The sequence below is a fragment of the Streptomyces sp. NBC_00005 genome (assembly GCF_045160215.1).
GTDB lineage: Bacteria > Actinomycetota > Actinomycetes > Streptomycetales > Streptomycetaceae > Streptomyces.
Genome location: NZ_CP108316.1, coordinates 10,822,079 through 10,845,248 on the forward strand (window position 1 = coordinate 10,822,079; position 23,170 = coordinate 10,845,248).

At 68.1% G+C, this 23,170-nt stretch carries 23 protein-coding genes and 5 pseudogenes; 13 read left to right on the forward strand and 15 right to left on the reverse strand.

Translation table 11 applies throughout. From position 1 onward, the window contains the following. Window positions 1-247 precede the first annotated feature (247 nt). Window positions 248-871: an NAD(P)-binding domain-containing protein gene (locus OG303_RS49480; protein ID WP_355776511.1), complete on the reverse strand. Its 624-nt coding sequence runs from the start codon at window positions 869-871 to the stop codon at window positions 248-250. Between the two features lie 354 nt (window positions 872-1,225). Beyond that, window positions 1,226-1,960, reverse strand: coding sequence for an SDR family NAD(P)-dependent oxidoreductase (locus OG303_RS49485; protein WP_382123931.1), 735 nt, complete (start codon window positions 1,958-1,960; stop codon window positions 1,226-1,228). A 105-nt stretch (window positions 1,961-2,065) separates the two neighbouring features. Between OG303_RS49485 and OG303_RS49490 the strand changes: the two genes are divergently transcribed. The 4 genes and pseudogenes from OG303_RS49490 to OG303_RS49505 all read left to right on the forward strand — a co-directional run bounded on the left by OG303_RS49490 (window position 2,066) and on the right by OG303_RS49505 (window position 4,380). Continuing rightward, the gene (locus OG303_RS49490) at window positions 2,066-2,698 is read left to right on the forward strand and encodes a TetR/AcrR family transcriptional regulator (protein WP_405876709.1); all 633 of its coding nucleotides are present in this window, start codon (window positions 2,066-2,068) and stop codon (window positions 2,696-2,698) included. Window positions 2,699-2,950: 252 nt separating this feature from the next. After that, window positions 2,951-3,253, forward strand: coding sequence for a transposase (locus OG303_RS49495; RefSeq protein ID WP_405876711.1), 303 nt, complete (start codon window positions 2,951-2,953; stop codon window positions 3,251-3,253). Beyond that, window positions 3,253-3,807 (forward strand): annotated as a pseudogene (locus tag OG303_RS49500) (IS3 family transposase); the annotation flags it as partial. The gene OG303_RS49495 and the pseudogene OG303_RS49500, both read left to right, overlap by 1 nt. A gap of 51 nt (window positions 3,808-3,858) precedes the next feature. Beyond that, window positions 3,859-4,380 (forward strand): NUDIX domain-containing protein, encoded by a 522-nt coding sequence (locus tag OG303_RS49505; protein ID WP_405877867.1) that lies wholly within the window; start codon window positions 3,859-3,861, stop codon window positions 4,378-4,380. 842 nt (window positions 4,381-5,222) lie between these two features. On the opposite strand, the gene OG303_RS49510 is transcribed toward OG303_RS49505, so the two are convergent. Continuing rightward, entirely contained in the window at window positions 5,223-5,519 is a 297-nt protein-coding gene (locus OG303_RS49510; RefSeq protein ID WP_405876713.1) for a hypothetical protein, read from the reverse strand. A gap of 88 nt (window positions 5,520-5,607) precedes the next feature. Next, window positions 5,608-5,706 (reverse strand): annotated as a pseudogene (locus OG303_RS49515) (IS5/IS1182 family transposase); the annotation flags it as partial. Between the two features lie 111 nt (window positions 5,707-5,817). Here OG303_RS49515 and OG303_RS49520 point away from each other — a divergent pair. Both OG303_RS49520 and OG303_RS49525 read left to right on the forward strand, forming a co-directional pair. Beyond that, window positions 5,818-6,432: a toll/interleukin-1 receptor domain-containing protein gene (locus OG303_RS49520; RefSeq protein WP_405876715.1), complete on the forward strand. Its 615-nt coding sequence runs from the start codon at window positions 5,818-5,820 to the stop codon at window positions 6,430-6,432. A 662-nt stretch (window positions 6,433-7,094) separates the two neighbouring features. After that, window positions 7,095-7,829, forward strand: coding sequence for a dienelactone hydrolase family protein (locus OG303_RS49525; RefSeq protein WP_405876717.1), 735 nt, complete (start codon window positions 7,095-7,097; stop codon window positions 7,827-7,829). 524 nt (window positions 7,830-8,353) lie between these two features. On the opposite strand, the gene OG303_RS49530 is transcribed toward OG303_RS49525, so the two are convergent. After that, window positions 8,354-8,665 carry a transposase gene (locus OG303_RS49530; protein ID WP_405876719.1) on the reverse strand — a complete coding sequence of 104 codons (312 nt, stop codon included), beginning with the start codon at window positions 8,663-8,665 and terminating at the stop codon, window positions 8,354-8,356. Between the two features lie 46 nt (window positions 8,666-8,711). Between OG303_RS49530 and OG303_RS49535 the strand changes: the two genes are divergently transcribed. After that, entirely contained in the window at window positions 8,712-8,951 is a 240-nt protein-coding gene (locus OG303_RS49535) for a hypothetical protein (protein ID WP_405876721.1), read from the forward strand. Window positions 8,952-9,368: 417 nt separating this feature from the next. Here OG303_RS49535 and OG303_RS49540 read toward each other — a convergent pair whose 3' ends face one another. Then, window positions 9,369-9,818 (reverse strand): helix-turn-helix domain-containing protein, encoded by a 450-nt coding sequence (locus OG303_RS49540; RefSeq protein ID WP_405876723.1) that lies wholly within the window; start codon window positions 9,816-9,818, stop codon window positions 9,369-9,371. An 85-nt stretch (window positions 9,819-9,903) separates the two neighbouring features. Here OG303_RS49540 and OG303_RS49545 point away from each other — a divergent pair, with 85 nt between their 5' ends. Next, window positions 9,904-10,827, forward strand: a complete 924-nt coding sequence (locus tag OG303_RS49545) for an AAA family ATPase (RefSeq protein WP_405876725.1) — start codon at window positions 9,904-9,906, stop codon at window positions 10,825-10,827. A 371-nt stretch (window positions 10,828-11,198) separates the two neighbouring features. Here OG303_RS49545 and OG303_RS49550 read toward each other — a convergent pair whose 3' ends face one another. Both OG303_RS49550 and OG303_RS49555 read right to left on the reverse strand, forming a co-directional pair. After that, window positions 11,199-11,660: a hypothetical protein gene (locus OG303_RS49550; protein ID WP_405876727.1), complete on the reverse strand. Its 462-nt coding sequence runs from the start codon at window positions 11,658-11,660 to the stop codon at window positions 11,199-11,201. Window positions 11,661-11,877: 217 nt separating this feature from the next. Continuing rightward, window positions 11,878-13,209 carry a DUF4214 domain-containing protein gene (locus tag OG303_RS49555; protein WP_405876729.1) on the reverse strand — a complete coding sequence of 444 codons (1,332 nt, stop codon included), beginning with the start codon at window positions 13,207-13,209 and terminating at the stop codon, window positions 11,878-11,880. Window positions 13,210-13,508: 299 nt separating this feature from the next. Here OG303_RS49555 and OG303_RS49560 point away from each other — a divergent pair, with 299 nt between their 5' ends. Beyond that, window positions 13,509-14,417 carry a hypothetical protein gene (locus OG303_RS49560; RefSeq protein ID WP_405876731.1) on the forward strand — a complete coding sequence of 303 codons (909 nt, stop codon included), beginning with the start codon at window positions 13,509-13,511 and terminating at the stop codon, window positions 14,415-14,417. Between the two features lie 266 nt (window positions 14,418-14,683). Beyond that, window positions 14,684-15,928, forward strand: coding sequence for an MFS transporter (locus OG303_RS49565; protein WP_405876733.1), 1,245 nt, complete (start codon window positions 14,684-14,686; stop codon window positions 15,926-15,928). An 11-nt stretch (window positions 15,929-15,939) separates the two neighbouring features. Here the strand turns inward: OG303_RS49565 and OG303_RS49570 are convergent, their stop codons facing one another. The 3 genes from OG303_RS49570 to OG303_RS49580 all read right to left on the reverse strand — a co-directional run bounded on the left by OG303_RS49570 (window position 15,940) and on the right by OG303_RS49580 (window position 18,523). Next, complete coding sequence (locus OG303_RS49570; RefSeq protein ID WP_405876735.1) at window positions 15,940-16,494, reverse strand: transposase; 555 nt, start codon at window positions 16,492-16,494, stop codon at window positions 15,940-15,942. After that, entirely contained in the window at window positions 16,464-17,066 is a 603-nt protein-coding gene (locus OG303_RS49575; protein ID WP_405876737.1) for a helix-turn-helix domain-containing protein, read from the reverse strand. Before OG303_RS49575 ends, OG303_RS49570 begins: the two co-directional genes overlap by 31 nt. Window positions 17,067-17,257: 191 nt before the next feature. Then, window positions 17,258-18,523 carry an IS701 family transposase gene (locus OG303_RS49580; protein ID WP_405876739.1) on the reverse strand — a complete coding sequence of 422 codons (1,266 nt, stop codon included), beginning with the start codon at window positions 18,521-18,523 and terminating at the stop codon, window positions 17,258-17,260. Between the two features lie 115 nt (window positions 18,524-18,638). Here OG303_RS49580 and OG303_RS49585 point away from each other — a divergent pair. Then, window positions 18,639-18,795 (forward strand): annotated as a pseudogene (locus OG303_RS49585) (IS630 family transposase); the annotation flags it as partial. Then, window positions 18,795-18,980: pseudogene (locus OG303_RS49590) on the forward strand (methyltransferase); the annotation flags it as partial. The pseudogenes OG303_RS49585 and OG303_RS49590, both read left to right, overlap by 1 nt. Window positions 18,981-18,992: 12 nt before the next feature. Here the strand turns inward: OG303_RS49590 and OG303_RS49595 are convergent. From OG303_RS49595 to OG303_RS49605, 3 genes and pseudogenes are all read right to left on the reverse strand, one after another. Continuing rightward, window positions 18,993-19,778 carry a hypothetical protein gene (locus OG303_RS49595; protein WP_405876741.1) on the reverse strand — a complete coding sequence of 262 codons (786 nt, stop codon included), beginning with the start codon at window positions 19,776-19,778 and terminating at the stop codon, window positions 18,993-18,995. A 197-nt stretch (window positions 19,779-19,975) separates the two neighbouring features. Next, a pseudogene (locus tag OG303_RS49600) lies at window positions 19,976-20,110 on the reverse strand (IS5/IS1182 family transposase); the annotation flags it as partial. A gap of 68 nt (window positions 20,111-20,178) precedes the next feature. Then, window positions 20,179-21,693, reverse strand: coding sequence for a hypothetical protein (locus OG303_RS49605; protein WP_405876743.1), 1,515 nt, complete (start codon window positions 21,691-21,693; stop codon window positions 20,179-20,181). Between the two features lie 160 nt (window positions 21,694-21,853). On the opposite strand from OG303_RS49605, the gene OG303_RS49610 reads away from it, so the two are divergent. Next, window positions 21,854-22,024, forward strand: coding sequence for an Imm53 family immunity protein (locus OG303_RS49610; RefSeq protein WP_327425921.1), 171 nt, complete (start codon window positions 21,854-21,856; stop codon window positions 22,022-22,024). A gap of 7 nt (window positions 22,025-22,031) precedes the next feature. Here the strand turns inward: OG303_RS49610 and OG303_RS49615 are convergent, their stop codons facing one another. Beyond that, window positions 22,032-23,150 (reverse strand): IS630 family transposase, encoded by a 1,119-nt coding sequence (locus OG303_RS49615; protein ID WP_405876745.1) that lies wholly within the window; start codon window positions 23,148-23,150, stop codon window positions 22,032-22,034. Window positions 23,151-23,170 lie beyond the last annotated feature (20 nt).

The following is a 23,170-nucleotide window of genomic DNA, read 5'->3' on the forward strand; positions in this document are numbered from 1 at the left end:
TTGCCGTGCACAGCCCTTCGCGCATATGAGAGACAGCGGCCAGCAAGTAGCCGCGCAGGTGGGCGGAGTTGGGTGCGGTTCGTTTCGAGTGAAGCTGGGGGTATGCAGCACATTGCATTGCGGGCTGTAGGGTGCTGATGACTGGTCGGTGGCGGGCCCTACGCCATGTCACCGCCAGCCCACGCACGATCGGTGACGTCGCCAAAGCAGCTCCAGGCTTCATCGCGAGTATCTCCTCCGGTGCAGCTCAGGCGGGAAGTTCGGTGACGCCGAGGGCGAAGTCCCAGCCCCCCACCCCGTGGCGGGCGAGGCCCATCGTGAGCACACCCGCTCCTTCCAGCCAGTGCGCCATTTCCAGGCCACCGGCGTCCATCGGGCGCATCCCGAGGCTCTTGATGAACGCCTCCACGCCCGCCTTGGCCTGCGCATTGTCGCCAGCGATGAAGACGTCGGGCCGGCCGTTCTCCAGGACATGACGGAAGACGGTGTTGAATCCCTTCACCACGCTGGCACCGGCCGGGGCCACCTTGGCGACTTCCTGCGCGATCGAAGTGACCTCGCGGTGGGCCAGACCGTCGAACGTGGAATTGAAGGGGTTGCTAATGTCGACGATGACCTTGCCCGCGAGGGCGTCTCCGTAGTGGGCGACGGCCGGAACGACGCCGTCGAACAACAGGGCCACGATGACGATGTCCCCGGCCGGGACGGCGCCCCACTCTCCCGTCGTGGCGCCGCCGCCGAGAGCCTTGGCCAGGTCAGCGGACTTGGAGTGATCGCGGCCCATGACCTCGACGGTGTTGCCGCCCGCTACCGCCAGCGCGCCGATGGTACGGGCCATGTTCCCAGTGCCGATGATGCTGATGCTGCTCATGAGGTGTGCTCTCTTCCTTGTTCTCGAACTTTCGCTTTGTTTCGTTTGTGTCGAGTCACCCAACTGGGTGAGCCGCAGAGCTCGGCGCTGGCGGAGGAGCCGGGGGTCCGACTGGATGCCGGCATCCAGTCGGACCCCCGGCTGATATTCCGCCGGTAGGTCGGGATGCGTGTACCTGCCCCTCGATGACCTGTTCCAAGGAGGTCACAGGCATGGGACGAGGGCATCCATGATCGTTACTCCCCGTTCGTGGGCAGTTCCCAGGGCTGCATGCCGAGGACATGCGCAGGGTGCCCCTGCATCTCGACGGCGGACGGCAGCGGGCGCCACCCTATGGTCACCTGGTGTGTCCGTTCAGATCACCGTGGTGCCGCCGTCGGTGGTCAGTTCCAGCCCGTTCACATAGCTTGAGTCGTCCGAGGCGAGGAACAGCGCGACCGTCGCGATCTCCTCGGGGCGGCCCATCTTGCCCCGCGGGATCAGGGACTCGAACTGCCGCTTCGTCTCCTCGTCGAACAACTCCTCCTGCTTGGCCGTGGCGACCTGGCCGGGGGTCAGCACGTTCACCCGGATCCGCCTGTCCCTCAGCTCGTTCAGCCACACACGGGCCCACGCCTGTTGCACGGCCTTGCTCCCCGCATAGACACTCCAGCCGGGGAAGCCCCTGAGCGAAGCGTTCGACCCGGTCATGAAGATCGAGCCACCGTCGTTGAGCAGCGGCAGCGCCTTTTGCACCGTGAACAGCGTGCCGCGCGCGTTCAGCCAGAACGCGCGATGGAACTGCTCCTCGGTGATCTCGCCGAGCTTGCCCTGCTCACCCATACCGGCACTCGCCCACAGCACGTCGATCGAGCCCTTATCGCGCCTGACCGTCTCGTACAAACGGTCCAGGTCGTCCAGGTCGGCCGCATCACCCTGCACGGCGGTCACGTTCCGGCCGATCACCTTGACGGCGTCATCCAGCGCCTCCTGCCGCCGGCCCGTGATGAAGACATGAGCCCCTTCCTCGGCGAACAGCTTCGCGCCGGCCAGTGCCATGCCAGTCGACCCGCCCGTGATCACCGCTACCTTGCCATCGAGCTTTCCCACGATCACTCCTTTGTACACCGAGCTGTGTACTTAAACGTATCCGGCGGTCAGCGGGAACGCAAGCTATGTACACCGAGCGGTACCGCACTGGGCTATGGTGGAGTCATGACGAAGCTGGAGAAGGGCCCCCAAGGCCGGCGCCGCGGCAGGGGTGCGCGCGAGCGCATCCTCAGCGCATCACAGCAACTGTTCCGCGCTCAGGGCATCAACCGCACCGGCATGGACCAACTCTGCGCAGTGGCCCAGGTCTCGAAGCGCACGGCCTACCAGCACTTCACCGGCAAGGACGACCTGGTCGCCGAATACCTGCGCCGATTCGATCCCGACATCATGGCCGGAGTGTTCGACCGCACCGACCTCACGCCCCGCGAACGACTCCTCGCCGCCTTCGAGGTCCCCGCATCCGGCCCAGAGGAGCTCACGCCCCTGTGCCCCTACATCGCGGCGACCGTCGAAATCCACGACCCCCAACATCCCGCGTCCCAATACGCACGCGACTACAAGCTCGCCATCGCCGCGCGGCTCGCTGAAACGGCCCGCGAAGCCGGCGCCACCAACCCCGAACAGCTCGGCGAACAACTGGCGCTGCTCCTCGATGGCGCCTCGGCCCGCACTCGAGTCCTCAACGCCGAATCCTTCCCCGCCGCCGCCGCCATCGCCGCCGTCCTCATCGACAACGCCCTCCCCGCGACAGACCGGGACCGGGGAAGCGAAAAGGGTGCGGTTCGTTTCGAGTGAAGCTGGGGTTGTGCAGCACATGGCATTGCGGGCTGCAGGGTGCTGATCTTTCGGAACAGCAAGGGGTTTGGGACGAAGGGGGCTGGTGCCGGGTGTGGCCGGTTGTCGACGAGGCCGACCGTGCGCGGTGGGCCTACACTCCTCCACCACCACGGTAGTGAACCGCTCCGGGTCTGATGGAGTGGTATGCCCCGGTTTTAATGGAGTCGGGTTGCTGGACAATTGACGATCCAGCAGCCTTCGGAGGCCGTGATGCCCCGCAGCTATCCGCCCGAGTTCCGCCGCAAGGTCCTCGATCTCGTCACATCCGGAAGGAAGGTCGCCGAGGTCGCCCAGCTCCTCGGCATCAGCGACCAGACGATCTACGTCTGGCGGCGCCAACACCTCATCGACACCGGACAGTTGCCCGGAACGAACAGCATCGACCAGTCCGAACTCGCTGTGGCCCGCAAACGTATCGCCGAACTGGAGGCCGAGTTGGCCATCCACCGGCGGGCTGCCGAACTGCTGGGTGAGGTGACGTCCCCAAAAGGCGGTTCGAAGCCATCCGCGTGATGGCCCGTGAGGACCTGCCGGTGCAACTGGCCTGCCGGGTGCTGCACGTCGCGGAGTCCGGTTACTACGCCTGGCGGGACCGGCCGCCATCGGACCGCCTGGTCAAGCACGCCTGGCTGACCGAGGCCATCGTGGGCATCCACACCGCCTCCCGCGGCACCTACGGCTCCCGCCGGGTACACGCCGAACTCGGCCTGGGCCTGCGCATCCATGTCAGCCACGGCACCGTGGAGCTGCTGATGCAGCGCGCCGGCCTGCACGGCCTGCCCGGCAACCGGCGCACCCGCGCCAAGCACGTGACGCCCTCCGTCGCCGATCTGGTGGAGCGGAACTTCACCCGTCATGCCCGGGACCAGTTATGGGTCACGGACATCACCGAGCATCCCACCTTTGAGGGCAAGGTGTACTGCACGGTCGTCCTGGACACGTTCTCGCGGCGTGTGGTGGGCTGGTCGATCGACGCCTCACCCACCGCGGCGCTGACCACCAACGCCCTGGCCATGGCCATCGGCAACCGCTCCCCGCGGCCGGGCGGCACCATCATCCACTCCGATCACGGAATGCAGTCCGAGCGGGTGTCAGTGGGTGCTGCGATCGTGTGCGTCATGGATGAACTCGTGGAACGCGTTGACGCGCAGGACCGTGTGCTGGGGGCAGTCAGTCGGCGGGACGCTGTTCGGGAGGGCTGGCTGCACCGGGTTGGCGTGGTGGTGTGCCGCGATAGGCAAGGTCGCTTTCTCGTCCATCGGCGTGCCGAGCAGTTGTCCCGTTTCCCAGGGCACTACGAACTCGGGGTTGGGGGCGCTGCGGGAGTCGGCGAGTCCTATGAGCAGGCGGCTGCCCGCGAGCTCAGTGAGGAGCTGGGAGTGCGGGCGGCGGTGTGCCTTCGGTTCAAGTTCCTCAACCGGGGTGGGCTCAGCCCTCACTGGCTTGGGGTGTGCGATGCCGTGCTTCCGGAGATCGTCGCCCCCGACCCGGGAGATGTGGCCTGGCACGGATGGCTGACCGAGTCCGAGCTGCGACGGGCTCTGCAGCAGTGGACCTTCACTCCTGATAGCCAGGAGATTTTCGATCGGTATCTCGCTTGTCGTGCTCACCCGGCGCTTTTGTCGGAACGGTGCTCATGAGCCGGGTCAGAGGGACGAAGGCGCTGCTCGTTCCGAGGTCCCGGGGGGTTGGGCCGGCGGGGTGGGGGTGTCCGCGAGGCGTTCGGCAAGGGCGGTGACCGCTTCGCGGTCTCCTTCGAGGGCTTCGCGCTCGTCATCTGTGAGGTCGAGTTGTTCGAGCATCTGGTCGATGCCGTCCTTGACGGCCAGGAGTTGACCGCGGGTGGAGTCTTTGGGGAGGTAGAACGGTCAGCGTGCGCAGGCCAGGCGGTGGGGGCACTTGGCGAAGAAGTCGTAGCTGCAGTAGCCCTCGCCCAGGTCGTAGTACTTCCAGGGCTGTTCGCCGCCAGCGGCGGCTTCGGTGAGGATGGACTCGCGGTCGATTAGGACCTGGATGGTACGGACGTTGCGGGCGCCCGATGGGCGGCCGCGATGGCCGAGACGGCTTCTCCCAGCGCGGTGCCGGACGGATCGGGCATCACCGGGTCGTCGGCGAGCGCGACCAGGGCGACGGTGAAGTACCGGCGAACCTCCTCGGACCGCCCGCGGAAGCGACGGACCCAGCCGCGGACCGTGCCCTCAGCCCGGCTCAGATGAGTAAAAGGGTGCCGGGGAGGACCAAAGCTCGTTGCTCTGGCATGGGCATAGTTGAGCAGCTGACGCCGGACGGACTGTGGGAGATCTTCCAGGACGTGGCACTTGAGCCGCCCGCCCGTACCAGCCGGATGTCGAGGTCCAGGCGCTTGAGGACTCCTAGCAGAATGAGCCGACTTGAAGACTGCCCGACAGGTGGTTTGCGTGCGCGTCGGGATGCGTAACGAGGGCGTGTGGTGGCCCCCCAAGCGCCGGTCACGCCCTCCTGTTCAGGACGTGCGCTCGCGCCTCTCAACGTCGTCCTGCGTGAGCGCCAGGTTCGGCTCGTCGGGGTTCCACCGGTACTGCAAGTCCTCGTTCTTCAGCAGTACGCCCGCCTCGGCCATCCGGTCGAGGACGTCGACGAGCATCTCACCGAGCGGGTAACCGTCCGTCCAGAACATCCGCTTGACCCCGCCGAACGACTGGTCACCCGGAAACACCCCAAGGATCTTCCCGAGCTCGAAGCCTGCCCCGTCGTAGTCGGTCCAGTCGGCCAAGACGTCCCGTAGTCCGCCCACCGCCATGGCGCCTCTCCCTTCTTGGGATCCTCATCGTGTCGGGGACCGGTCGATCGTAGCGGCCCTATCGGAGGTCTTCAGGCGTCGCCAGCAGATGATCGCGCAGCCGAGGGCGCTGCCAGACCCCCGCCTCGTTCCAGTCCCGCCGCCGCCAGCAGGTCATCCCCGAGCCGAAGCCCAGCTCTGCGGCAAGAACTCGCACCGAATCCAGCGCGGGTCACAACTCCCTGACGGCGGTCGGCGAACTGGTCCGGTGTTCGAAAAGCGCACGCCATGGCGTGCCCCCGTGGCGCACCATGAGCTCATGCGCACCCGACTTTCGTACCAGCAACAGGACGAGCGACCGGCTTCCTTGCTAGCGGCCGCGCTGAGGCGTGTCGGGGCCGACCTCGTACTCGACGCGTGGACGACGGGCCCGGACGAGTCCCCTACGTCCCGCAGTATGGCGAACCCCTGCGCCGATACGGACGACGCCGTCGTCGTCCTGTGGTCGGCCGCCGCCGGAAGCGTGTGGGGCGAGGCCCTGGCGGAATCCGGCCTGCCGAGCGGGCTCACCGGCACCGGGGAGGTCCGCCTCGTGCCTGTGCGCCTCGACGACACGCCGCTGCCGCCCTCCCTGGGCAGCCTGCGCCACGTACGCCTAGCGGGGGGCACGTACCGTATGACAGACGCGGCGGCGGCCATGATCGTGCACATCGGTTCAACCGGCGGTCCCGCGCCCGCCGTTCGGGGCAACGTCTCCGAAAACGTCTTGGTCATCAGCGACTTCGGCCGCCTGGGCCTTTTCGCGGCCTGTCCGCAGTGCGGCGTGAGCAGTGACCGGCTGCGCCCGTACACGACCGTCGAGCACGTCAGCGACCGGGCCCTGCGCCTGGTCATCTGCGGCGCGTGCGGCTGGCAGGACGCCTGCGACATCTGACTCCGCTGAACAGGAAGACCTCTGACGCGCCCCGTACGCGCTCCAACTCCACCTGTTTGACGGTGCCTTGGGTCTTCTTCGTTGGTCTGCTCGCCTCGACTGGGGGCGGGCTCCGGTGTGGTGTGTTGCCAACGGCCGAGGGGGACGGCAGTGGACGGTGCACGACGGCATACGCGTGATCTTGATGTCATCGGACGGACTTCCGCGCTGGTCGGTTTCCTGCGGGAGGTGGTCCGCAGCAGTCATCAGCAGCTATGTGATGACCGTGCTCGTCCGCGGCTGTAGCTGGCGCAGTTGCCGGAGGGTGTGAAACGGACGGCTCACTGCCGTGGGCCTCTTCTGGTGCTGGAGCACGTGCCGCAGACGGCGCCGCCGGTGCTGTCAGGGGTCTTGGAGGGGTGGATCGATCCGCAGATCATTCTTGCGAACAGGGCTGTGGGTTGGGGGCACTGGTATCGATCCTGTCCGGTGGGCTACGTTAAGCGGCGATGTCTACCGGGACGGCATTGCGCCACACACGGATTGGTGACCCGGCGCTCCTCTGAGCGCCGTACGGGCCGGTGCGGCCCCGCTGTTGGATCGAGGATCTGGCGCTGCTGCGCGGGCTCCGCCTCCTGTCGTGTTGATCACAGCTCGATACGTCAACCACGACAGGAGAACTCATGCCGATCAAGATGCTGCACATTCCCACCGCGGACGGCCAGGCCGACGCTTTCGCCGCCTTCCCCGACCGTGGCGAGCGGCACCCAGGGGTGCTGATGTACGCGGATGGCTTCGGTATCCGGCCCGTGCTGCGGGAGATGGCCCGCGAACTGGCCAGCCACGGGTATTACGTGCTCGTCCCCAACTTCTTCTACCGGCACGGCCCGGCACCGGTGATCGAGCTCCCCGAGTACATCGGAGAAGAGGTCCGGCCCGCGGTCTTCGCGCAGCTGATGCCCTTGATCAAGGCGCACACCGCCGAACGTGTCCTGCGCGACGCCGACGCCTACCTCAGGTTCCTCACCACCCAACCCGAGGTCGCCGCCGGACCGGTCGCGGTGACCGGCTACTGCATAGGCGGCCTCCTGGCGATGCGCACCGCCGCGGCCCACCCCGGCCAGGTGGCCGGCGTCGCCGCATTCCACGGCCCCGTAGGCGCGGACGGGCCCAACGCCCTCACCGAGATCACCGCCCAGGTCCACTTCGGCCATGCCGAGAGCGACTTGACGCCCGAAGGCCTGGGCGAGCTCAACCAGGCCTTGGACGCGGCGAAGGTCGACTACACCTCCGAGATCTACCCTGGCACCATCCACGGCTTCACCATGTCCGACACCGACGCCTTCAACCCCGCCGCACTGCAGCACCATTGGGACCGCCTGCTGCCCCTCCTCGACCGCACCCTGGCCAACAGCTGAGGCTCCGGCTCGGAAACCCAACCCGAAGTACACGGCTCCGGAGTCCTAGCGGTGTTTCGAGGCCGCTGTGAGGGCGGGCGCAGCCCGCCCTCACAGTCTGTGTCTGACGCCGAGATGACAGTTCCCGACTTCGGGAAGCCTGTTGGTGTGGTGGTGAAAGCGCGGTGGGAAGCACTGGGGGAGTGGTTGGAGCCGCGACGGTGCGCGCCGTGGAGCTCGTGCGGACGGCGCACCTGATATCCGAGGAGAGCCACGGGTTGCTTGAAGACAGCTGTCGCCTGCGGCGTCACCCTGCCCGGGCGGTAGAGGACCATCACCGGCCCTGCTGCGACAGTGATTCGGGGCATGGCTGAGCGGTCAGGCAGCTTCTGGCATCACATAGCCGTGGGCGGCGTCGCGGCGTTTGGCGGGACGGTTCGTTCGGCGGGTGAGGCGTCTGCTCATCAAGGTAATGGCCGCCCAGGTGAACAGTGATTCGCTCATTTCGGGGAGACGTTCGTGGTCGCGGCAGTGCCGGCGGGCCCTCATGATGCATGACCAGGAGCGTTCAACTGCCCAGCGGCGCAGGAGGACGATGAAGCCTTTGGTGTTCGGTGGGCGGCGTACCGTCTTGATGGTGATGTCGAAGACTTCTTCGCCCAGGGGATGAGCTGGTTCTTGGCGTAGGCGGAGTCGGCCCTGACGATGGCGATCTCCGGGTGCAGGAACGCGAGGTGGAACAGCAACTCCCGGGCGACCAGGGAGTCCTGGGCGTCGGCAGGGGTGACCATGACCAGCAGGACAAGGCTGCGATGCTCGCAGATCAGCTGCCGCTTCCGGCCGTTGATCAATCTCAACGAGTGGCCTGGGGCCGTGTCAGTGGCTCCTGTTGGGGTCCGCGCCGTGACCTCATCCGATCATTTGCTCGCATTGATCCGGGACACCCCCGGCATCGCTGACCTGCTGCATTCGTCCTTCGAGTTCGGGATCTTCCGCAACGACCACGGTGAGGCGGTCCGAGCGGCCTCGGGTGCCGCGCTGGAGGCCATCGCTGGTGACTGGGCCGGCGGAACCCTCTTTCTGTGCCATGACGAGGACGGGCGGCGACCCGTGGTTTTTGCAAGCTCTGGCGGGACGCAGTGACCAGCACCGAACCGGGCCACGTGGTGGTGACCGAGTCGGGCGATGAGTACGAGTCTCTCTTCGGGACGTTCCTGCCCACTGACAACCCGGGCTGGCTTCTCTGAACTAGGGAGTTGATGTCTCACCGGTGTCCGTCGGGGCGTGTGTGGTTGTTTCCCGCCGTGTGCGCGCTGCAACTTCGCCAGCCTGGGCTGAGTCCTCGCAGCCACACAGTGCACCGGTGAACCAGCCGACGCTTTTTGGCCGGGTGGAGGCGGTGGTTTCGTCTGCCGACGATGGTGGTCCGTCGGGTGAGGCTGTCGATGCGCCAGTTCGCGGCTGCCCTTCGCGGCAGTGTGGCCGGCCCGTAGTGCTCCTTCGGGCGGGTTGCGGTAGAGGTCGCATACGTCCGCGATGCGCTCCCAGAAGTTGGGGGTGTCACGGCGGGTGAGCCAACCGCGTACCCGGTGCGGCTTGAGGTCCAGGCCTGCCAGGATCCGGCCAACCTGGGAGGCGGAGATAGCGGCGAAACCGGCGCTGGCGACCTTTGCGGCGATCGTCCGGTGTGACCGGCCGCTTCCGGGTGCGGGGGTGCGGGGGTGCGCTGATGGCTGTGGCTGCGATCGTCAGCGCCACCTGTGGTCCGTGGGTCTTGGGGCGACCCGAGCGGGACGCGTCCTTCAGTCCTTCCGGGCCCTGGGCGGCGAACCGGCCGTGCCATTTGCGGACCGTGTTCACGTGAACCGCCAGTTCCCGCGCGATGGCTCCGATGCTCAGACCGTCGGCCGCTGCCAGGACGATCCGCGCCATCAGGACCGCCCTGACCTGTTCCTTGAGCGAGACCGCCGTGCGAATCAGGCGCCCGCGCGCCGTCTCGTCCAGTTCCATCGCGACCGCCCTGCCCATCCCCAGCGCACCCACCCGCCCTCTCCAGCGCGATGATCATGGCTTGTCCGGGGAGTGGCCATGCAGGATGGACCTCGTGCCGAAGAACCCGCCCGAGTCCATGCAGCACCACCTGCGCCTGCGTCTGGGCGCACACGCCAAGGGGCACTGGCCCCAGCTCACCGGCGTCCAGGTGCGCTTCCGTTCCGGATTCGCCTACGTGGCGGGCGAGTTGCCGGGCGAGGATCAACCGCTGCCGCTGTGTCGTCTGCGCTTCACCGGCGTCCTGCACACCTGGGGCTTCGCGCTCTATCTCGCCAGCAGCGGCAAGTATGAGGACAACTTCCTGCCCACCGGACTTCCCTCCGGCTCACCCGAACAGGCCCTGGACTGCGCCTGCGGCCTCTACCTCGACCGGTCCCGCACGGTGACCGACGCTCCCGTGTCCGCCGACGACGCGCTGATCCGGGTGCCGGTGGGACTCGTCGTCCTCGTCGGGCCACCGGCCTCGGGCAAAACCAGTTTCGTTCGGGCACTGATCGAGCGGCGGCAGATCGATGCCGAAACCGTGGTGTCCAGCGACGAGATCCGCGCGGAGCTTTTCGGCGTCCCGCCCGCCGAAACGGACGTCGATGTGGTGGACGCACGCGTCTTCGAGGAACGCGACCGCAGGATCGTTGCCAGGCTCGCCGCCGGACGAAGCGCGGTCGCCGAATCGACGAACGTCACCCCGCAGGCCCGCGCACGACTCCTCGCCATCGCCAGGCGCTTCAACGCCCCGGTGACCATGCTGCGATTCACCCCGGACATGACCAACCTCCTGCAGCAGCACGGCGAGCGGGGGCGCCCAGATGTCACTGCAGAGGATGTCCGCGCCTACGCCGCGACCATGATGCGGGACGCCACCACCGACCAACTGCGCTCGGAAGGCGCAGCAGCCGTCCACGACGTCCCCGGACGCCGACAAAGGGTCACACCCGCCGAAGCCGCCGAACGCTTTTCCTTCCGCTAACTGAGACATCGAGCGAGACTTGGCGAACGGGGCTTGTGGCTGACCAGGTGGCGCAGCCCTGCCGCACCGGCGGCAGACGGAAACGAGAGACCGTCCTCAAACCGAAGCCCTCACGCTTTGGTGACGACACGGACCTTCCGGGCCGAAATGCCCGGAATGCTGAGACCTGCCTACGGTCTCGGCAACGGGATCAGGCCGCCCCAGAAGACGGACCGTCCGCCGAGGTTGAACCCCTGGGCGCCCTGGAAGTCGGATCCCGGGCCGTTGGTGTAGTTGACCGTACGGGAGTCCTGCCACAGCCCTCATACATGCTTGTCGAAGACTCTGGTGCGCAGTCGGCGGGGGAGATTGGCGACATGGGTGGGGAACAGTTAGGACCCGAGTTCCAGTACGAGTACGTCCGCACCCCGGTTGCCGAGCTGGTCAGCGAGGATCCCGCCGCCGAAGCCGGAGCCCACGACGATGACGTCATAGATGTGGCTTTCGTCGTACTCGGGTTGGACGAGGGCCCGTTGCACCCGGCCGGATTCCGCGCCCACCGTCCCCTCGGCAGCGAAGGTGACCTCGACGTCGGTGTAACGGTGCGTTGCGCCGGGCGCCGTCGCCACGATGAGGTTGGGTCCTGCCATCCAGGTGGTGCGGTCCAGTACGAGCTTGAACTCCAGCTGGTCCTCGTAGTCGCGCTCGTCGAGAGTGAAGACCCACTGCCCGTCCGAGAACCAGCCAGGAAGTCCGCATTCCAGTTCTTCGAGGTACGAAGGGCGACCACATGCCCGGGCGCGGCCGCCCCGGTCTCCAAGACAACGGTGAACACGGGCGCCCCCCGGACTCAACGGTCACTATGCGTATCGACCTGGGAACCAGGCAAGCAGGAGATGGCCAGGACCTCCAGCCTCATCCCGAGCGGAGCGCTTCTTACGGCCCTGGGCGCCGGCACTCACGGTCTGCCCGTGAGGCCGGCGTACAAGAGGTCACGATGGGCGGGAATACGGGACCATCGGCCTGGTAAAACGGCGAAAGAGTGGAGACCGATGTTCCGCGTTGCTCCGCCTACCACCAGCTTTCGACGGCGGTCTGGTATTCGGGTGAAGCGACGAATCCGATCACGGCGTCCTGTTGGTTGAGGCCGCGCATCAACTGGTCGGTCCAGTCCTGCCATCCCGCGGCATCCGGCTGGCGGCGCAGCAAGCGCTGGTAGAGATCGCGGCTGTAGTTGCGGCAGTATTCCTCGGACAGCACGAAGCCACGTACGACCTCGAAGCGCTGCATGCCATCCCGCATGCGCTGACGCCAGAAGTCGAAGCCCACGGCGTCTGGCGGACGGCCGAGCAATCGGCGGTAGAGCGAATCGATGAACCCGTCGTCCGCCGGGTACTTGCCCCGGTACTCGGCGCTGTCGAGGAACGCGACGATCGCCGACTGGCGTCCCATGCCCTGCTGCAACTGGGTGCGCCAGCCCGCCAGGCCGGCATCGTCCGGTGCCCGGTCCAGCAGCGCGAAGTACAGATCCGTGGCGATCTGCCCGGAGTGCTCCTCCGAGTAGCAGAATCCCCGCGCCACATCCTGCGGGCTCGCCCCTGAGAAGAGGCCGCGTACCCAGCCGTTGAGTCCCCCCTCGTCGAAGCGGCGTCCGAGTATGTCGCGGTAGAGCGACGCGACCCAAATGTGGCGCCGGTAGATCGAGCGGATTCCTGCGCGGTCGTCCGCCGCGGGGACCGACGGTGTCGGATAGAAGGGGTTCATCGTCGAACTCGGCACCGAGGTGTGCGCCAGGCCCAACGAGTGGCCGAATTCGTGCACCATGACCGTCAGCAGGTCGAATCCTTGGGCGGCGAATCCCTCCTGCCACGTCTCGTCCTCGTCGAAATGCGCGTCTCCGGCCAGCGCCCCGGCATTCGGCGGGGGAAAGAACGCATGTGCGAGAACGCCTCCGGCCCCGTCGAACGGGAAATTGTCTCCGTGTGCTCGCGCACCGAATCGAATTTCTACGTCGGGTTCCTCATTGGTCTCTCGGAACACCAACGGAACCACCGATGCCCAGCGATCCCAGGCCGCTGCTATTAGGCCGCGTTGCCGCTCGGGGGTCAAGTCGGGGGAGAGATTGTTGATGCGGTAGGTGATGATCGCGTGATCCCATACCGTGCCGAAGGCAACGAAGGTGCCGATGCCGGCCTCAAGGGCACCCTGCCGGTCAGGGAACCCGCAGCGCGGTCGTTCGAACACTTTCTCTGTCTCGGCGTCGACTGCCCCGGTGGCCGGCAGTAGGGCCATGGCCTGGCAGGCCCGGACGGCCGCCGGGCCCTGGGGAGAGTCGAGGGCGACTTCGTCCGGGAGGTAGCCGAACTGCCGCAGATAATCGAGTGCACGTTTGTCGTCGGGCATGATGGTCACTTCTCCCTGGTTCACGCCTCTGGGTTTCGCAGCATCCTGCGGAGAGCGGACGTTGGCCAGCCCCGGGGAGTGGGAATCCCGTATCCCACTTTTGGCCGTCGATGCGGGATCATTCAGGCCGGCCGTCAGGGAAGATTCATTTCTTGTTACCGCAGGAATCAAGAGTGCGTTGAACGAGCAGCCGCGTCTGTCTTCACTACGTTTTATGACGGGTTGACCGGAAGCTGCTGGAGCGGGATGCTCCCCGCGACCGCGCTCCGCGGCGGGAAATCGGAAGGGAGATTTCCGCTATGGAATTCAACGCGAACTCCATCACGTTCATCTATGTGCATGGTGCTGGCAACAAACCGGCGGAGCCTGACCTCAAGCGGGCTTGGGACGAGGACTTGTTCGAGCGGGACATGGGAGATCGCACCCGGATGGTCCACTACGCCGACCTGCTGCATGACCGCCCGGTCACCATTGCTGCCGATGCATGTAGCGCGAGCGGTGCGCTGGGGGCACTCGTGTCCGACGCGTTCGCCGGTACCGCACTCCTCGAGGACGCAGAGGCGCGCGAGACGTTCGGCAAGATGGCCCCGGACGGGCAGGAGTTCGCCCTCTCCCTGACGATCAGCATGGCTGCCCGCGCCGCGAGTCCGATGGGCCTCGCCCCGACCGCGGGTGCCCGCCCAGCCGCTGGCGTCGCCGAGCTGCTGCCGTTGCCCGCCCCGCTGCGGCGCTTCCTGTTGCGGCAGTTGCTGCGCCACCTCATTCCGGACGCCAACGGGTACTTCTTCACCAGCGCCCGGGACAGGATCAGGGACCGGCTGCGAACGGTCCTCGACGCTGTGAACGGCCCTGTCGCGGTGGTCAGCCACAGCCTGGGGACTGTCGTTGCCTACGAGGTGCTCAGCGAGGCCGACTTCGCCCACAAGGAGGTCCCGCTGTTCGTCACGCTGGGCTCGCCCCTGGGCTACACCGAGATCCAGGACGTCATCACTCGGCCCCTGCGGATTCCCGCCCCGGTACGGTTGTGGACGAACTTCGCCGACCCGCTCGATGTCGTCACGCTGGACACCACCTTGGCCGACGACTTCAGGGGCGCGGCGAAGGTGATCGCCGACTTCGTAGTGGACAACCCCTCGCCGAACAACCATGCGTCCTGCGGCTATCTGCGATCCCGCCACGTGCGTGACGCTGTGACCGCGGCAGGGTGACGATCCACGACCGCAGGGATCGGGAGACTCTTTTCTGCCTCCTCTTCGCTGGCCAGGTCAGGAGTCCATAACTGCCAGCCCTTCCTCTATCCTTGACGAGGTCATCAACTACCGCATGACATCTGCCCGGTGACGGAGTCGGCGTGGGGTGCGCGTCCCCGCTCCACGTCACCAATGGACGGCTTCAGGCGCAGCCATGGGTCGGCACATCCGGACGCCGACGACCTCGTGTGGCGTGTCCCGCCGGGCGGCGAAAGGGATGCGTCGTGCCTTCGGCGTCGGCGAACTACCGCACCCTGCTGCGCACTTCGGGTGCCGCGGCCTTCTTCCTTCCCGCCGCTGTCGGGCGTCTGGGCATCGCCATGACGGGCATCGGCATCGTCTGGCTGGTGCACGCACGCACCGGGTCGTATGCCGCCGCGGGTCTCGTCACCGGCGCCTTCGCTGTCGCGGACGCCGTCGCCGGGCCCCAAATCGGGCGCCTTGTCGACCGGTTCGGGCAGGCACGGGTGCTTCCCTGCGCGCTGGTCGCACATGCTGGGGCCGTGGCGCTGCTGCTCGCCGGCGCCGTTCCGGACCTCGTCGCCGGTGTGCTCGTCGGGGCGACGCTGCCCCAGCTTTCTGCCTTGTCCGCCGCTCGCTGGTCTGCCCTGCTGTCCGGCGAACGGGCTGCCGCGCTGCCCACTGCCTTCGCTCTGGAGGCCCTCGCCAACGGCGTGTCCTATCTGGCTGGCCCGGCCCTGGTGAGCGTCCTCGGTGCGGCGGGACGCCCGGGCGCCGGGGTGCTGCTCGCCGCCGCGCTCGTCGTCGGCGGCGGGCTCGCCCTCGCCGCCCAGCGCCGCACCATGCCGCCCCTCACCGGCCACGCCGAACGCCGGCACGCCGGACGCGCCTTGCTCCGCTTCGCATTCCTGCGGCAGGTTGCGCTCGGCCTCGCGCTCGGGGTGTTCTTCGGCGCGATGCAGGTGTCCGTCGCTGCGTACGCCGTCGGACGCGGCACGCCGGATGCGGCAGCCCTGCTCTACTTCGCTTCCAACTGCACCAATCTGGCGGGTGGTTGGGCCTACGGAGCATGGCGCCACGGCGGCTCACCCCGGCGCCGCCAGGCAGCAGCCGCCGCCTGCCTCACCCTCGCGAGCCTCCCGCTGACCTTCCTCGACGCGCCCCTCGCGGTCGCCGCCACCCTCGCCCTGACCGGACTCGCCGTGCCGGTCCTCCTGATCCTCGCCTCCGTCCTCACCGAGTCGTCGGTCCCGCGCGCCGTCCTCACCCAGGCGTTCACCTGGGGCAACTCCGCAAGCGCGGCAGGAATAGCGGGCGCTGCGGCGGTCGCGGGGCGGGTGGTGGACACGGGCGGTGCGCACGCCGGCTTCGGTGTGGCGGCGGGGGCCGCGGTGATGATGACGGTCCTGGCGCTTGGCGGTCTGCGGGACTCATCACCGGACACGCCGAAATCGTCCGCGCCCGCGGACACCACGGCGCCGACCCGCCGGGGCGGTTCAGGCTGCTAGTGCTGGATTCCTCATTGGATGTACACATATCGGCGTCGCAGTTGGCGGGTGGGCGGGGCTGGTCTGCCCCAGATCCATGGTCTGGCGCGGGCGTTGAGTTGGTCGGTGGCGACGCGGGTGGCGTGGGTGATGTGGTCGCGGTCGCCGAAGGAGCGTCCGGCCAGGGCGGTCTTGCGGAAAATGCGCCACCAGCCTTCTTGGAGGTTGAGCCAGCAGGCGCCGACCGGGATGAAGACGTGCTTGATGCGTGGGTGGTCCTCAAGCCAGGTGCGGGTGGACACGCTGTTGTGCGAGGACAGGTTGTCCGTGATCACGTAGATGTCTCCGGCGGGGTTGGCGTCCTCGACCAGTTGAAGGAACTGCTGGTAGAAGGCGCTGTTGCGGGAGGTGGCGGTCAGTGTGATCGCTTGCCCGTCCCGGGCTCGCAGGGCACCGTAGACCCAGGTCTTCTCCGGTCCGCGGGAGTAGTCGATCTCGTTCTTGATGCGGTGTCCGTCCGGCGACCAGCCCGGTGCCGGCGGGAAAGTGCGTGGGATCACCGGGCCGAGCTCGTCGGCGCAGACCACCGTCGCGCCGTCGGGCGGGCTGGTGTAGAGCTCGACGATCCGCGTCCTTTTCCCTCGAAGCCTGGGTCCTTCGACCGGGTCCAGGAGCGGGTGCGGCGCCAGCGCACCCCCTCGGCCAGCAGGATCCTGCGCACCTGGGAACGGCCCACCTGGATGCCCAGCTCCCGGGCGGTGGCGGCCAGTGCGTCCAGGGTCCACTCCGCCGGTCCGGCCTCGTCGGGCGCCCACATGTCGTTCGACGGCTGGACCTCGAGCCGGCCGGGCGGGGTCTGTTTGACCAGGCCGATGATCCGGGAGCGTTCAGCCTCGGTGATCCTTCGTTTGCGGCCCTGCCCGCCCAGATCCTCCAGCCCCTCCAGCCCGGAGCGGTTGAAGCGGTGCAGCCACCGGCGCACCGTCTTCTGACTGCACCTCAGCTCGTCGGCGATCTGCGGGACCAGCCACCCTTCCCAGCTCAGTTCCACCATCCGGCACCGCTCCACCACAACCTTCGGCGCTTTTCTGGCCGCAGCCAGACGGTGGACCACCGCTTGCTCGCCCTCGTCACGGCCCGGCCGTGCCCGTAACACCATCGGCCAGCACCCGCCCCCGAGTACCCGCAACTGCCCCGCTACCAGCCGCTATACCCACCGAAAGCGGAATCCAGCACTAGTAGGGCTTGGTCAGGTCCGTATGGGTGTGGGTATGTCGCGGTGGCAGGTGGGGCAGGCGCCGGTCCAGAGGGCGAGGAGTGTCTGTAGCTCGCGGACGACCTGGTAGAGGCTCAGGCCGGCGCCGCGTCTTTTGGGGGCCGGGCCAGTCGTTGCAGGGTGCAGAAGGCGTGCGCGACGGAGACGAGGGTGACGTGGTGGTGCCATCCGTTCCAGGTCCGGCCTTCGAAGTGGGCAAGTCCCAGGGCCTGTTTCATCTCCCGGTAGTCGTGCTCGATGCGCCAGCGGAGTTTGGCGAGGCGGACCAGTGTGGTCAACGGCATGCCGGAGGGCAGGTCGGACAGCCAGTACTGCACCGGCTCGCTCTCGCCGGCAGGCCACTCGGCCAGCAGCCAGCACACGGGCAGTTCCGGGCCGTCGGTGGCCTGGCGGACCTCGCGTCCGGCAGGCCGGATACGCAGGGCCACGAAGCGGGAGTACATCCGCTTGCGGCCCGAGCGGCCGGTGCCGGGCCGGGAGCCCTCCCGCCACTGCACCGGCCTGGCCGCCTTCCGGCCCGCCGCGATGACCAGCTCCTTCACCGACTGCGGCTTGTCGGGATACTTCGCCACCGGCGGACGTCCGGACCCCGAGTACGGTTCGGCCACCAAAACCGCGTCGGCGGGCTGGGCTGACAGCGTGGTGGAGATCCCCACCACGTAGTTCAGGCCGCGGGCCTGCAGTCCGTGACGGAAGGCGGCAGCGTCGCCGTATCCGGCGTCCGCGATGGCCAGCGGCACTTCGAGTCCCCAGGAGCGGGTCTCATCGAGCATGTCCAGGGCCAGCTGCCACTTCTCCACATGCCCGACATCGTCCGGGATGCCGCAGGCGCTGCGGCGGGCGATCTTGAGAGCATCGGCCTTCGGCGCGGCGGGATCCCAGCTCTGGGGCACAAATAGCCGCCAGTTGACCGCCGCCGATGCGTGGTCGGAGGCGAGGTGGAGCGAGACGCCGATCTGGCAGTTGGTGACCTTGCCCGCGGTGCCGGTGTATTGCCGCGACACGCACGCCGAGGCCGTCCCGTCCTTGAGGAACCCGGTGTCGTCGAAGACCAGGGCGTCCGGCCCGATCGCCTCCTCCATCCGCCAGGCGAGCTGTGCCCGGATATGCGCCGGGTCCCAGGGGCTGGTGGTGATGAAGTTGGCCAGTGCCTGACGATTGCCGTCCTCCCCGAGCCGGGCAGCCATCGGCTCGACCGACTTACGCTGCCCGTCGGTCAGCAGCCCCCGCAGATAGACCTGCCCCCACCGGCGCTGATCCTTGCGCGCAAACGGCTCGAACACCTCCGCCGCGAATGTCTCCAACTCACCACGCACCGCAGCAATCTCGTCCGGAGTCACACACTCTCAACGCCAAACCGGGCCGCCAAGACACGCATCACCACAACCGACCTGACCAAGCCCTACTAGCGCCCTGACCACATAGGTTCACCGGGTTGACGGTTTCGGCGGTTGGATCGGCCGCGAGGCGTTACCGTGCCTGCTCGCCCGCCGCGGCATCACCTTCCAGCCCACCAAGACCTGGAAGGGGTCACCCGGACCGCAACGCCAAGCTCGACCGCATCGAGTACGTCCTGGCGCGCTTCCCCGACCGCGTCTTCGCGTTCGACGAGTCGTGGTCGACAACGTCGTACGGCAGGGCCAGGTCGCCGACGCCCGCAGCACCTCGCCGGACGTGGTGGGCAGCCGGGCCGTGATCGAACTGATCGGCAGCCACGCGAGGTTGACCGGCACGGCGCTGCAGACGGTGGGCAGCAAGGGCCACGACGGCTTCGCGCTGGCGCGCGTGCTGGCGTAGCCCCCCGGCCGCTCAGCTCTTCGGGGTGAGGTCGAAGGCGGGGTAGGACGGCGTGGACAGCCCGAAGCCGGACGACGGGTAGCCGGACGGTGCGGGGGATGCCGTGGGGATGCCGTTGTCGTCGCAGAGCTGGGGCGCGGACGGCGCGAACACGTGGTAATCGACCACGCGCTTGGTCGGGAAGGTGACGCCGTCGCCGACGATCGTGTTGCCCGTGCTGATCTTGGTCGGCAGTTCGCGGCTCTTGAGCGGTGCGCCGACGTAGATCGCCTCCAGGAAGCCGTCGCAGGGGCTGGCCTTGGCCGAGGCGAAGCCCTTCGGCGGCTTCACGTCGTGGACCTTGCGGCCGTCGATGTGCAGTTCGGTGCGCTTGAGGGACTGCAGGGCGTAGTCGTAGTTCACCTCCCTCGAAAGCGGGTCGGCGGCCGAAGTGGCGCTGGACGGCCGGTAGTTGACGCGCCAGTACTGGACCTGGACGGTCACCCGGTCGCACAGGGGCCCGTCGAAGCCGGGCATGGACTTGGGGAACCGGACCTCTCCCGGGCCCAGGGCGGGCGTGCCGACCTGCCCCCAGTCGACCCAGTCCACCGCCTTCGCCGTACTCCACTTCGCGTTCGGATGGCAGCCGGCCGCGTTCGTGGGGTAGATGTCCGACGGTTTGACCGCAGGGGTGGGCGAGGCCGTCGAAGGGGTGGTGGCCGGGGCCGCCGCGGTCGTCGTCGCGGAGGGGTTGGAAGCGGCGTCGTCACCGCCCCCGCCGGAACAGCCGGCGGCCGCCAGCACCGTCGCAACGATCATGGCCGCACGAACCCGTCTGTGCGCAGTGGTCATCCCGCTTTCCCCCCGTCCACCCGATGGACAATCATGCTCCCAGGTGAAGTTGCCCGTCGGCCATGACGGAAAACTCACGTTTCGCGCGGTTCGAAGCGGGCGGCGGGTCCTCAGAGAGCGTTTTCTTCCGATGTTTCGTCCGGAGATGCGGCTTTGATGAGGCATTAGAGCCCTCGCCAGATCGGGGTGGATTCTCTGGTGAGTCGGCGGGCCATCAGGGCGATCATCGCAAGGTAGATCATGGCGGCAGAGCGGGGCGGGAGGGCTTCGTAGTCGCGGGCCAGGCGGCGGTGGTACACACCACCGCCGGCTCTCCGTAGAAGACGGGCAATGCACCCTGCACTGGTTCTGACACCCGGACGACGTGTCAGTTCCCACCGCGGGACCGTCGGGAGAGCGCTAGGGCCATACCACCAGCCAGCAGCAGCGCGCCGGCCGCCCAGGCGATCCAGCCGCCGCCGAATCCGGTGTCGGCCAGCGGTCCGGACCCTGCGGAAGGGCCGCCCGAAACGGAGCCGGACGCTCCGGCCGCGGAGCCGCCCTGCGCCAGCCGCAGGGTCAGCGCCGCGCTGTCGTTGGAGGCGTCGGGGTCGAGCCCCTTCATGACCTCCAGCGTGCGGACCTGGCCCGTGGAGACGGTCGGGGTACGGGGGCCGATAGCGACGGTGAACGACAGGACGTGTCTGTCCCCCGGGGCGGGGTCGCCGAAGTAGCACTGGTAGGAGGACCGGCCCATCCGGGGGCCGGGGTCCGACCCGTCGTCCGTGGGCGGCGGCTGGCAGTTGTCCGGGATCTTCGTGGCCTTCGTGCCCGGCGGCAGCTTGACGAGGACCGGGAGGAAGGCGTCGTCGTCGAGGAGGTCCTCCACCACCGCCGGCCCCCGGTCGATCACCGTGGCGTGCAGCGTGGCGTGACCGCCGCGCCGCCCGGTGACGGTGTCCCCGGTGACGGCGAAGTCGGCGTGGTTGACGCTGTTGACGTAGGTGGTGAAGTACGGGTCGATGTTCCCATCGGACGGCATCGCGCCCCTCGGGACCAGGGTCAGCGGGGTCCCGGGGCCGTTCGCCGGGGCGGCGCTGGTCAGCGGGGTGAATTCGTAGAAGATCTTGTCGCGCAGGGCTTCGTCGCCGACCTTGACGCGCAGCGGCGACGACAACGCGTACTGCTGGCCGGGCTCCACCGGGGTGGGGAAGTCGCACAGGGTCTCGCGCACGATGTGCCCCCCGCGGTCGCTCGCGGGCACGTCGCGGCAGTTGGCCCAGGAGCCCTGGAGGTGCAGCCCGGCGGTGGTGTCGATCCGCAGCTCCACCCCCTTGGCCGCCGGGAGTTGGCCGTTGTTCCACACGTCGAGCGGGAAGGTCAGCGTGTCGCCCGGCACCTGGTGCAGCTGCTCGGCGGACGCGCTCACCTTCAGCTGCGTCGCGCCGTTGGTCAGGGTGAGGTGGTCGCCGGTGACGGTGGCGTCCGACGCCGTGCCGGAGACGGTCACGGTGCCGCTGCTGCCGACAGCCGCACCGGGCTTCGGCACCAGCGTGATGGCGTGGAAGTCCGAGGTGGCGGACGCCATGTCCAGCGTGCAGAGGTTGCCCTTGCAGTGCTCCGACGGTGCCGGCTCGGCGAAGTCGGCCACACCGGACAGGTCGACGGTCAGGTGGACGTGGTGTGCCGTGCCCCCGCCGGCCACCTTCCACCGGTAGGACAGGTTCACGCTCGCCGGCTCCGTCCCGATGAAGAGCTCGTGCTCGGCGAACTGGACCGTCATCCCTCGTGCGGCGTCCGCCGTGTCGGCGCGGGCCGGACCCGTGCCGAACACCCCCGCCACCAGCGCCACCGCGCCCGCCGCCGCCGTCGCGACCGCGCGTACCCGTGATCGTCTTGCCATCCGACCGAAACCTTCCCCGCGCGCCGGGAGGGTCCCGGCCCGCCGTGCTTCACAGGTGAGACCCGCGAGGTGCGGAAATGGTTGCGGCCAGCCGGGCTCAGGTGTCCGCGCTGCCGGGCACGATGTGACGTGGTCTAGGAGGCCGGACACGGATGATCACATGACGGACCGGGAGTACCCCCGGCAGCGGGTCACTCGGGGTGAGCACGACTGGGTGATGGCCTGGACGTCCGAGAGGACCTTTCACATTGCGTGTGGGCCAGGCAACCTGACCGAGGCGCTCTCGATGTTCCGTACCTGGGCGTCTGAAGACGTCGCGGGAGTACTCTGACCGGATCTCACGCCGCGAGCGCGGGTCTGCCGCCCCAGCGGATGCTTTTCTCGCTGCGGATCCGTGCGCGCTCCCGGCGCTGGGCGGCCAACACGTCGGGGTGGCGGGCGTTGGCGTTGCGCCAGCGCAGGTAGGCGTGCAGGGCCCGGGCCTGCACCGTGTGGTTGGGGTGGTGGGAGTTGGCAAGGGTGAACTGCCGCAGCGGTCCGAAGTGCGCCTCGATCGGGTTGGCCCACGAGGCGTAGGTTGGCGTGAAGCACAACTCGACCTTGCTCTTCTTCGCCCAGCGGCGTATGTCTGCGCCCTTGTGGGCGGACAAGTTGTCCATGATCACGTAGATGGGTGCGCCGTCGGGCCGGGCGGCGCGGATCGACTTCAGCGCGGCCAGGGTGTTCGCGGCGCCTTTCCTGCGGTGGTTGACGCCCCACAGGCGGTCGTCGCCGACCGAGTAACAGCCGTGGAAGTAGCGCACTCCGTGGGTGCGGTGGTAGGTGGCCGGCAACCGGTCCGGGCGCTGCTGCCTGGCCCAGCCCGAGCCTGCAGTGGGCCGGATCCCGAGCGGGCCGAATTCGTCGCAGGCGAAGACCCGGTCCGGGAAGTGGTCCAGCACCTCTTCGATGCGGCCCAGCTTCGCCTCGCGTTCGGGGTCGGGGGACTCCTTCCACGTCTTGGTGCGCTGGAAAGTGACGCCGCGTCGAGCGAGCAGGCAGCGTAATGCTTCGCGGCCGATGCGGATCACCCGGCCGTGGACTTTCCGCAGGTAGGCGGCCAGCTTGCGCAGTGACCAGCGAGTGAAGGGCTGGTCCAGTTTGGCCGGGCGGATGGTGGCCGTCGCCACGACGAAGTCCTCGTCGTCAGGGCTGAGTCGGCGGGGACGGCCTCCCGCCCATTGAGGGTTCAGGCAGGCCAGGCCGATCTCGTTGAACCGGTGGATCACATCTCGGACAGTGTCCTCGTCGGCTTGGAGCAGCTGGGCGATCACCGGCACCCGGTTCCCGCCGGCCGAGGCGAGCAGCATCATCGCCCGCCGATAGCGCACCGTGCTGGCACTGCCCCGACGCACGATCTGCTGCAGCTTCTGCCCCTCTTGGTCGGTCAGTCTGCGCACACGGACGGGCTCAGCCACCGCGCCTCCAGTGATCGGAA

Coding starts and splice junctions, on each gene's coding strand:
- OG303_RS49480 (WP_355776511.1), bottom strand. CDS start 871: ATGAGCAGCATCAGCATCATCGGCACTGGGAACATGGCCCGTACCATC.
- OG303_RS49490 (WP_405876709.1), top strand. CDS start 2,066: ATGACGAAGCTGGAGAAGGGCCCCCAAGGCCGGCGCCGCGGCAGGGGT.
- OG303_RS49495 (WP_405876711.1), top strand. CDS start 2,951: ATGCCCCGCAGCTATCCGCCCGAGTTCCGCCGCAAGGTCCTCGATCTC.
- OG303_RS49505 (WP_405877867.1), top strand. CDS start 3,859: ATGGATGAACTCGTGGAACGCGTTGACGCGCAGGACCGTGTGCTGGGG.
- OG303_RS49510 (WP_405876713.1), bottom strand. CDS start 5,519: ATGGCGGTGGGCGGACTACGGGACGTCTTGGCCGACTGGACCGACTAC.
- OG303_RS49520 (WP_405876715.1), top strand. CDS start 5,818: ATGCGCACCCGACTTTCGTACCAGCAACAGGACGAGCGACCGGCTTCC.
- OG303_RS49525 (WP_405876717.1), top strand. CDS start 7,095: ATGCCGATCAAGATGCTGCACATTCCCACCGCGGACGGCCAGGCCGAC.
- OG303_RS49540 (WP_405876723.1), bottom strand. CDS start 9,818: ATGGAACTGGACGAGACGGCGCGCGGGCGCCTGATTCGCACGGCGGTC.
- OG303_RS49545 (WP_405876725.1), top strand. CDS start 9,904: ATGGACCTCGTGCCGAAGAACCCGCCCGAGTCCATGCAGCACCACCTG.
- OG303_RS49555 (WP_405876729.1), bottom strand. CDS start 13,209: ATGCCCGACGACAAACGTGCACTCGATTATCTGCGGCAGTTCGGCTAC.
- OG303_RS49560 (WP_405876731.1), top strand. CDS start 13,509: ATGGAATTCAACGCGAACTCCATCACGTTCATCTATGTGCATGGTGCT.
- OG303_RS49575 (WP_405876737.1), bottom strand. CDS start 17,066: ATGGTGTTACGGGCACGGCCGGGCCGTGACGAGGGCGAGCAAGCGGTG.
- OG303_RS49595 (WP_405876741.1), bottom strand. CDS start 19,778: ATGATCGTTGCGACGGTGCTGGCGGCCGCCGGCTGTTCCGGCGGGGGC.
- OG303_RS49605 (WP_405876743.1), bottom strand. CDS start 21,693: ATGGCAAGACGATCACGGGTACGCGCGGTCGCGACGGCGGCGGCGGGC.
- OG303_RS49610 (WP_327425921.1), top strand. CDS start 21,854: ATGACGGACCGGGAGTACCCCCGGCAGCGGGTCACTCGGGGTGAGCAC.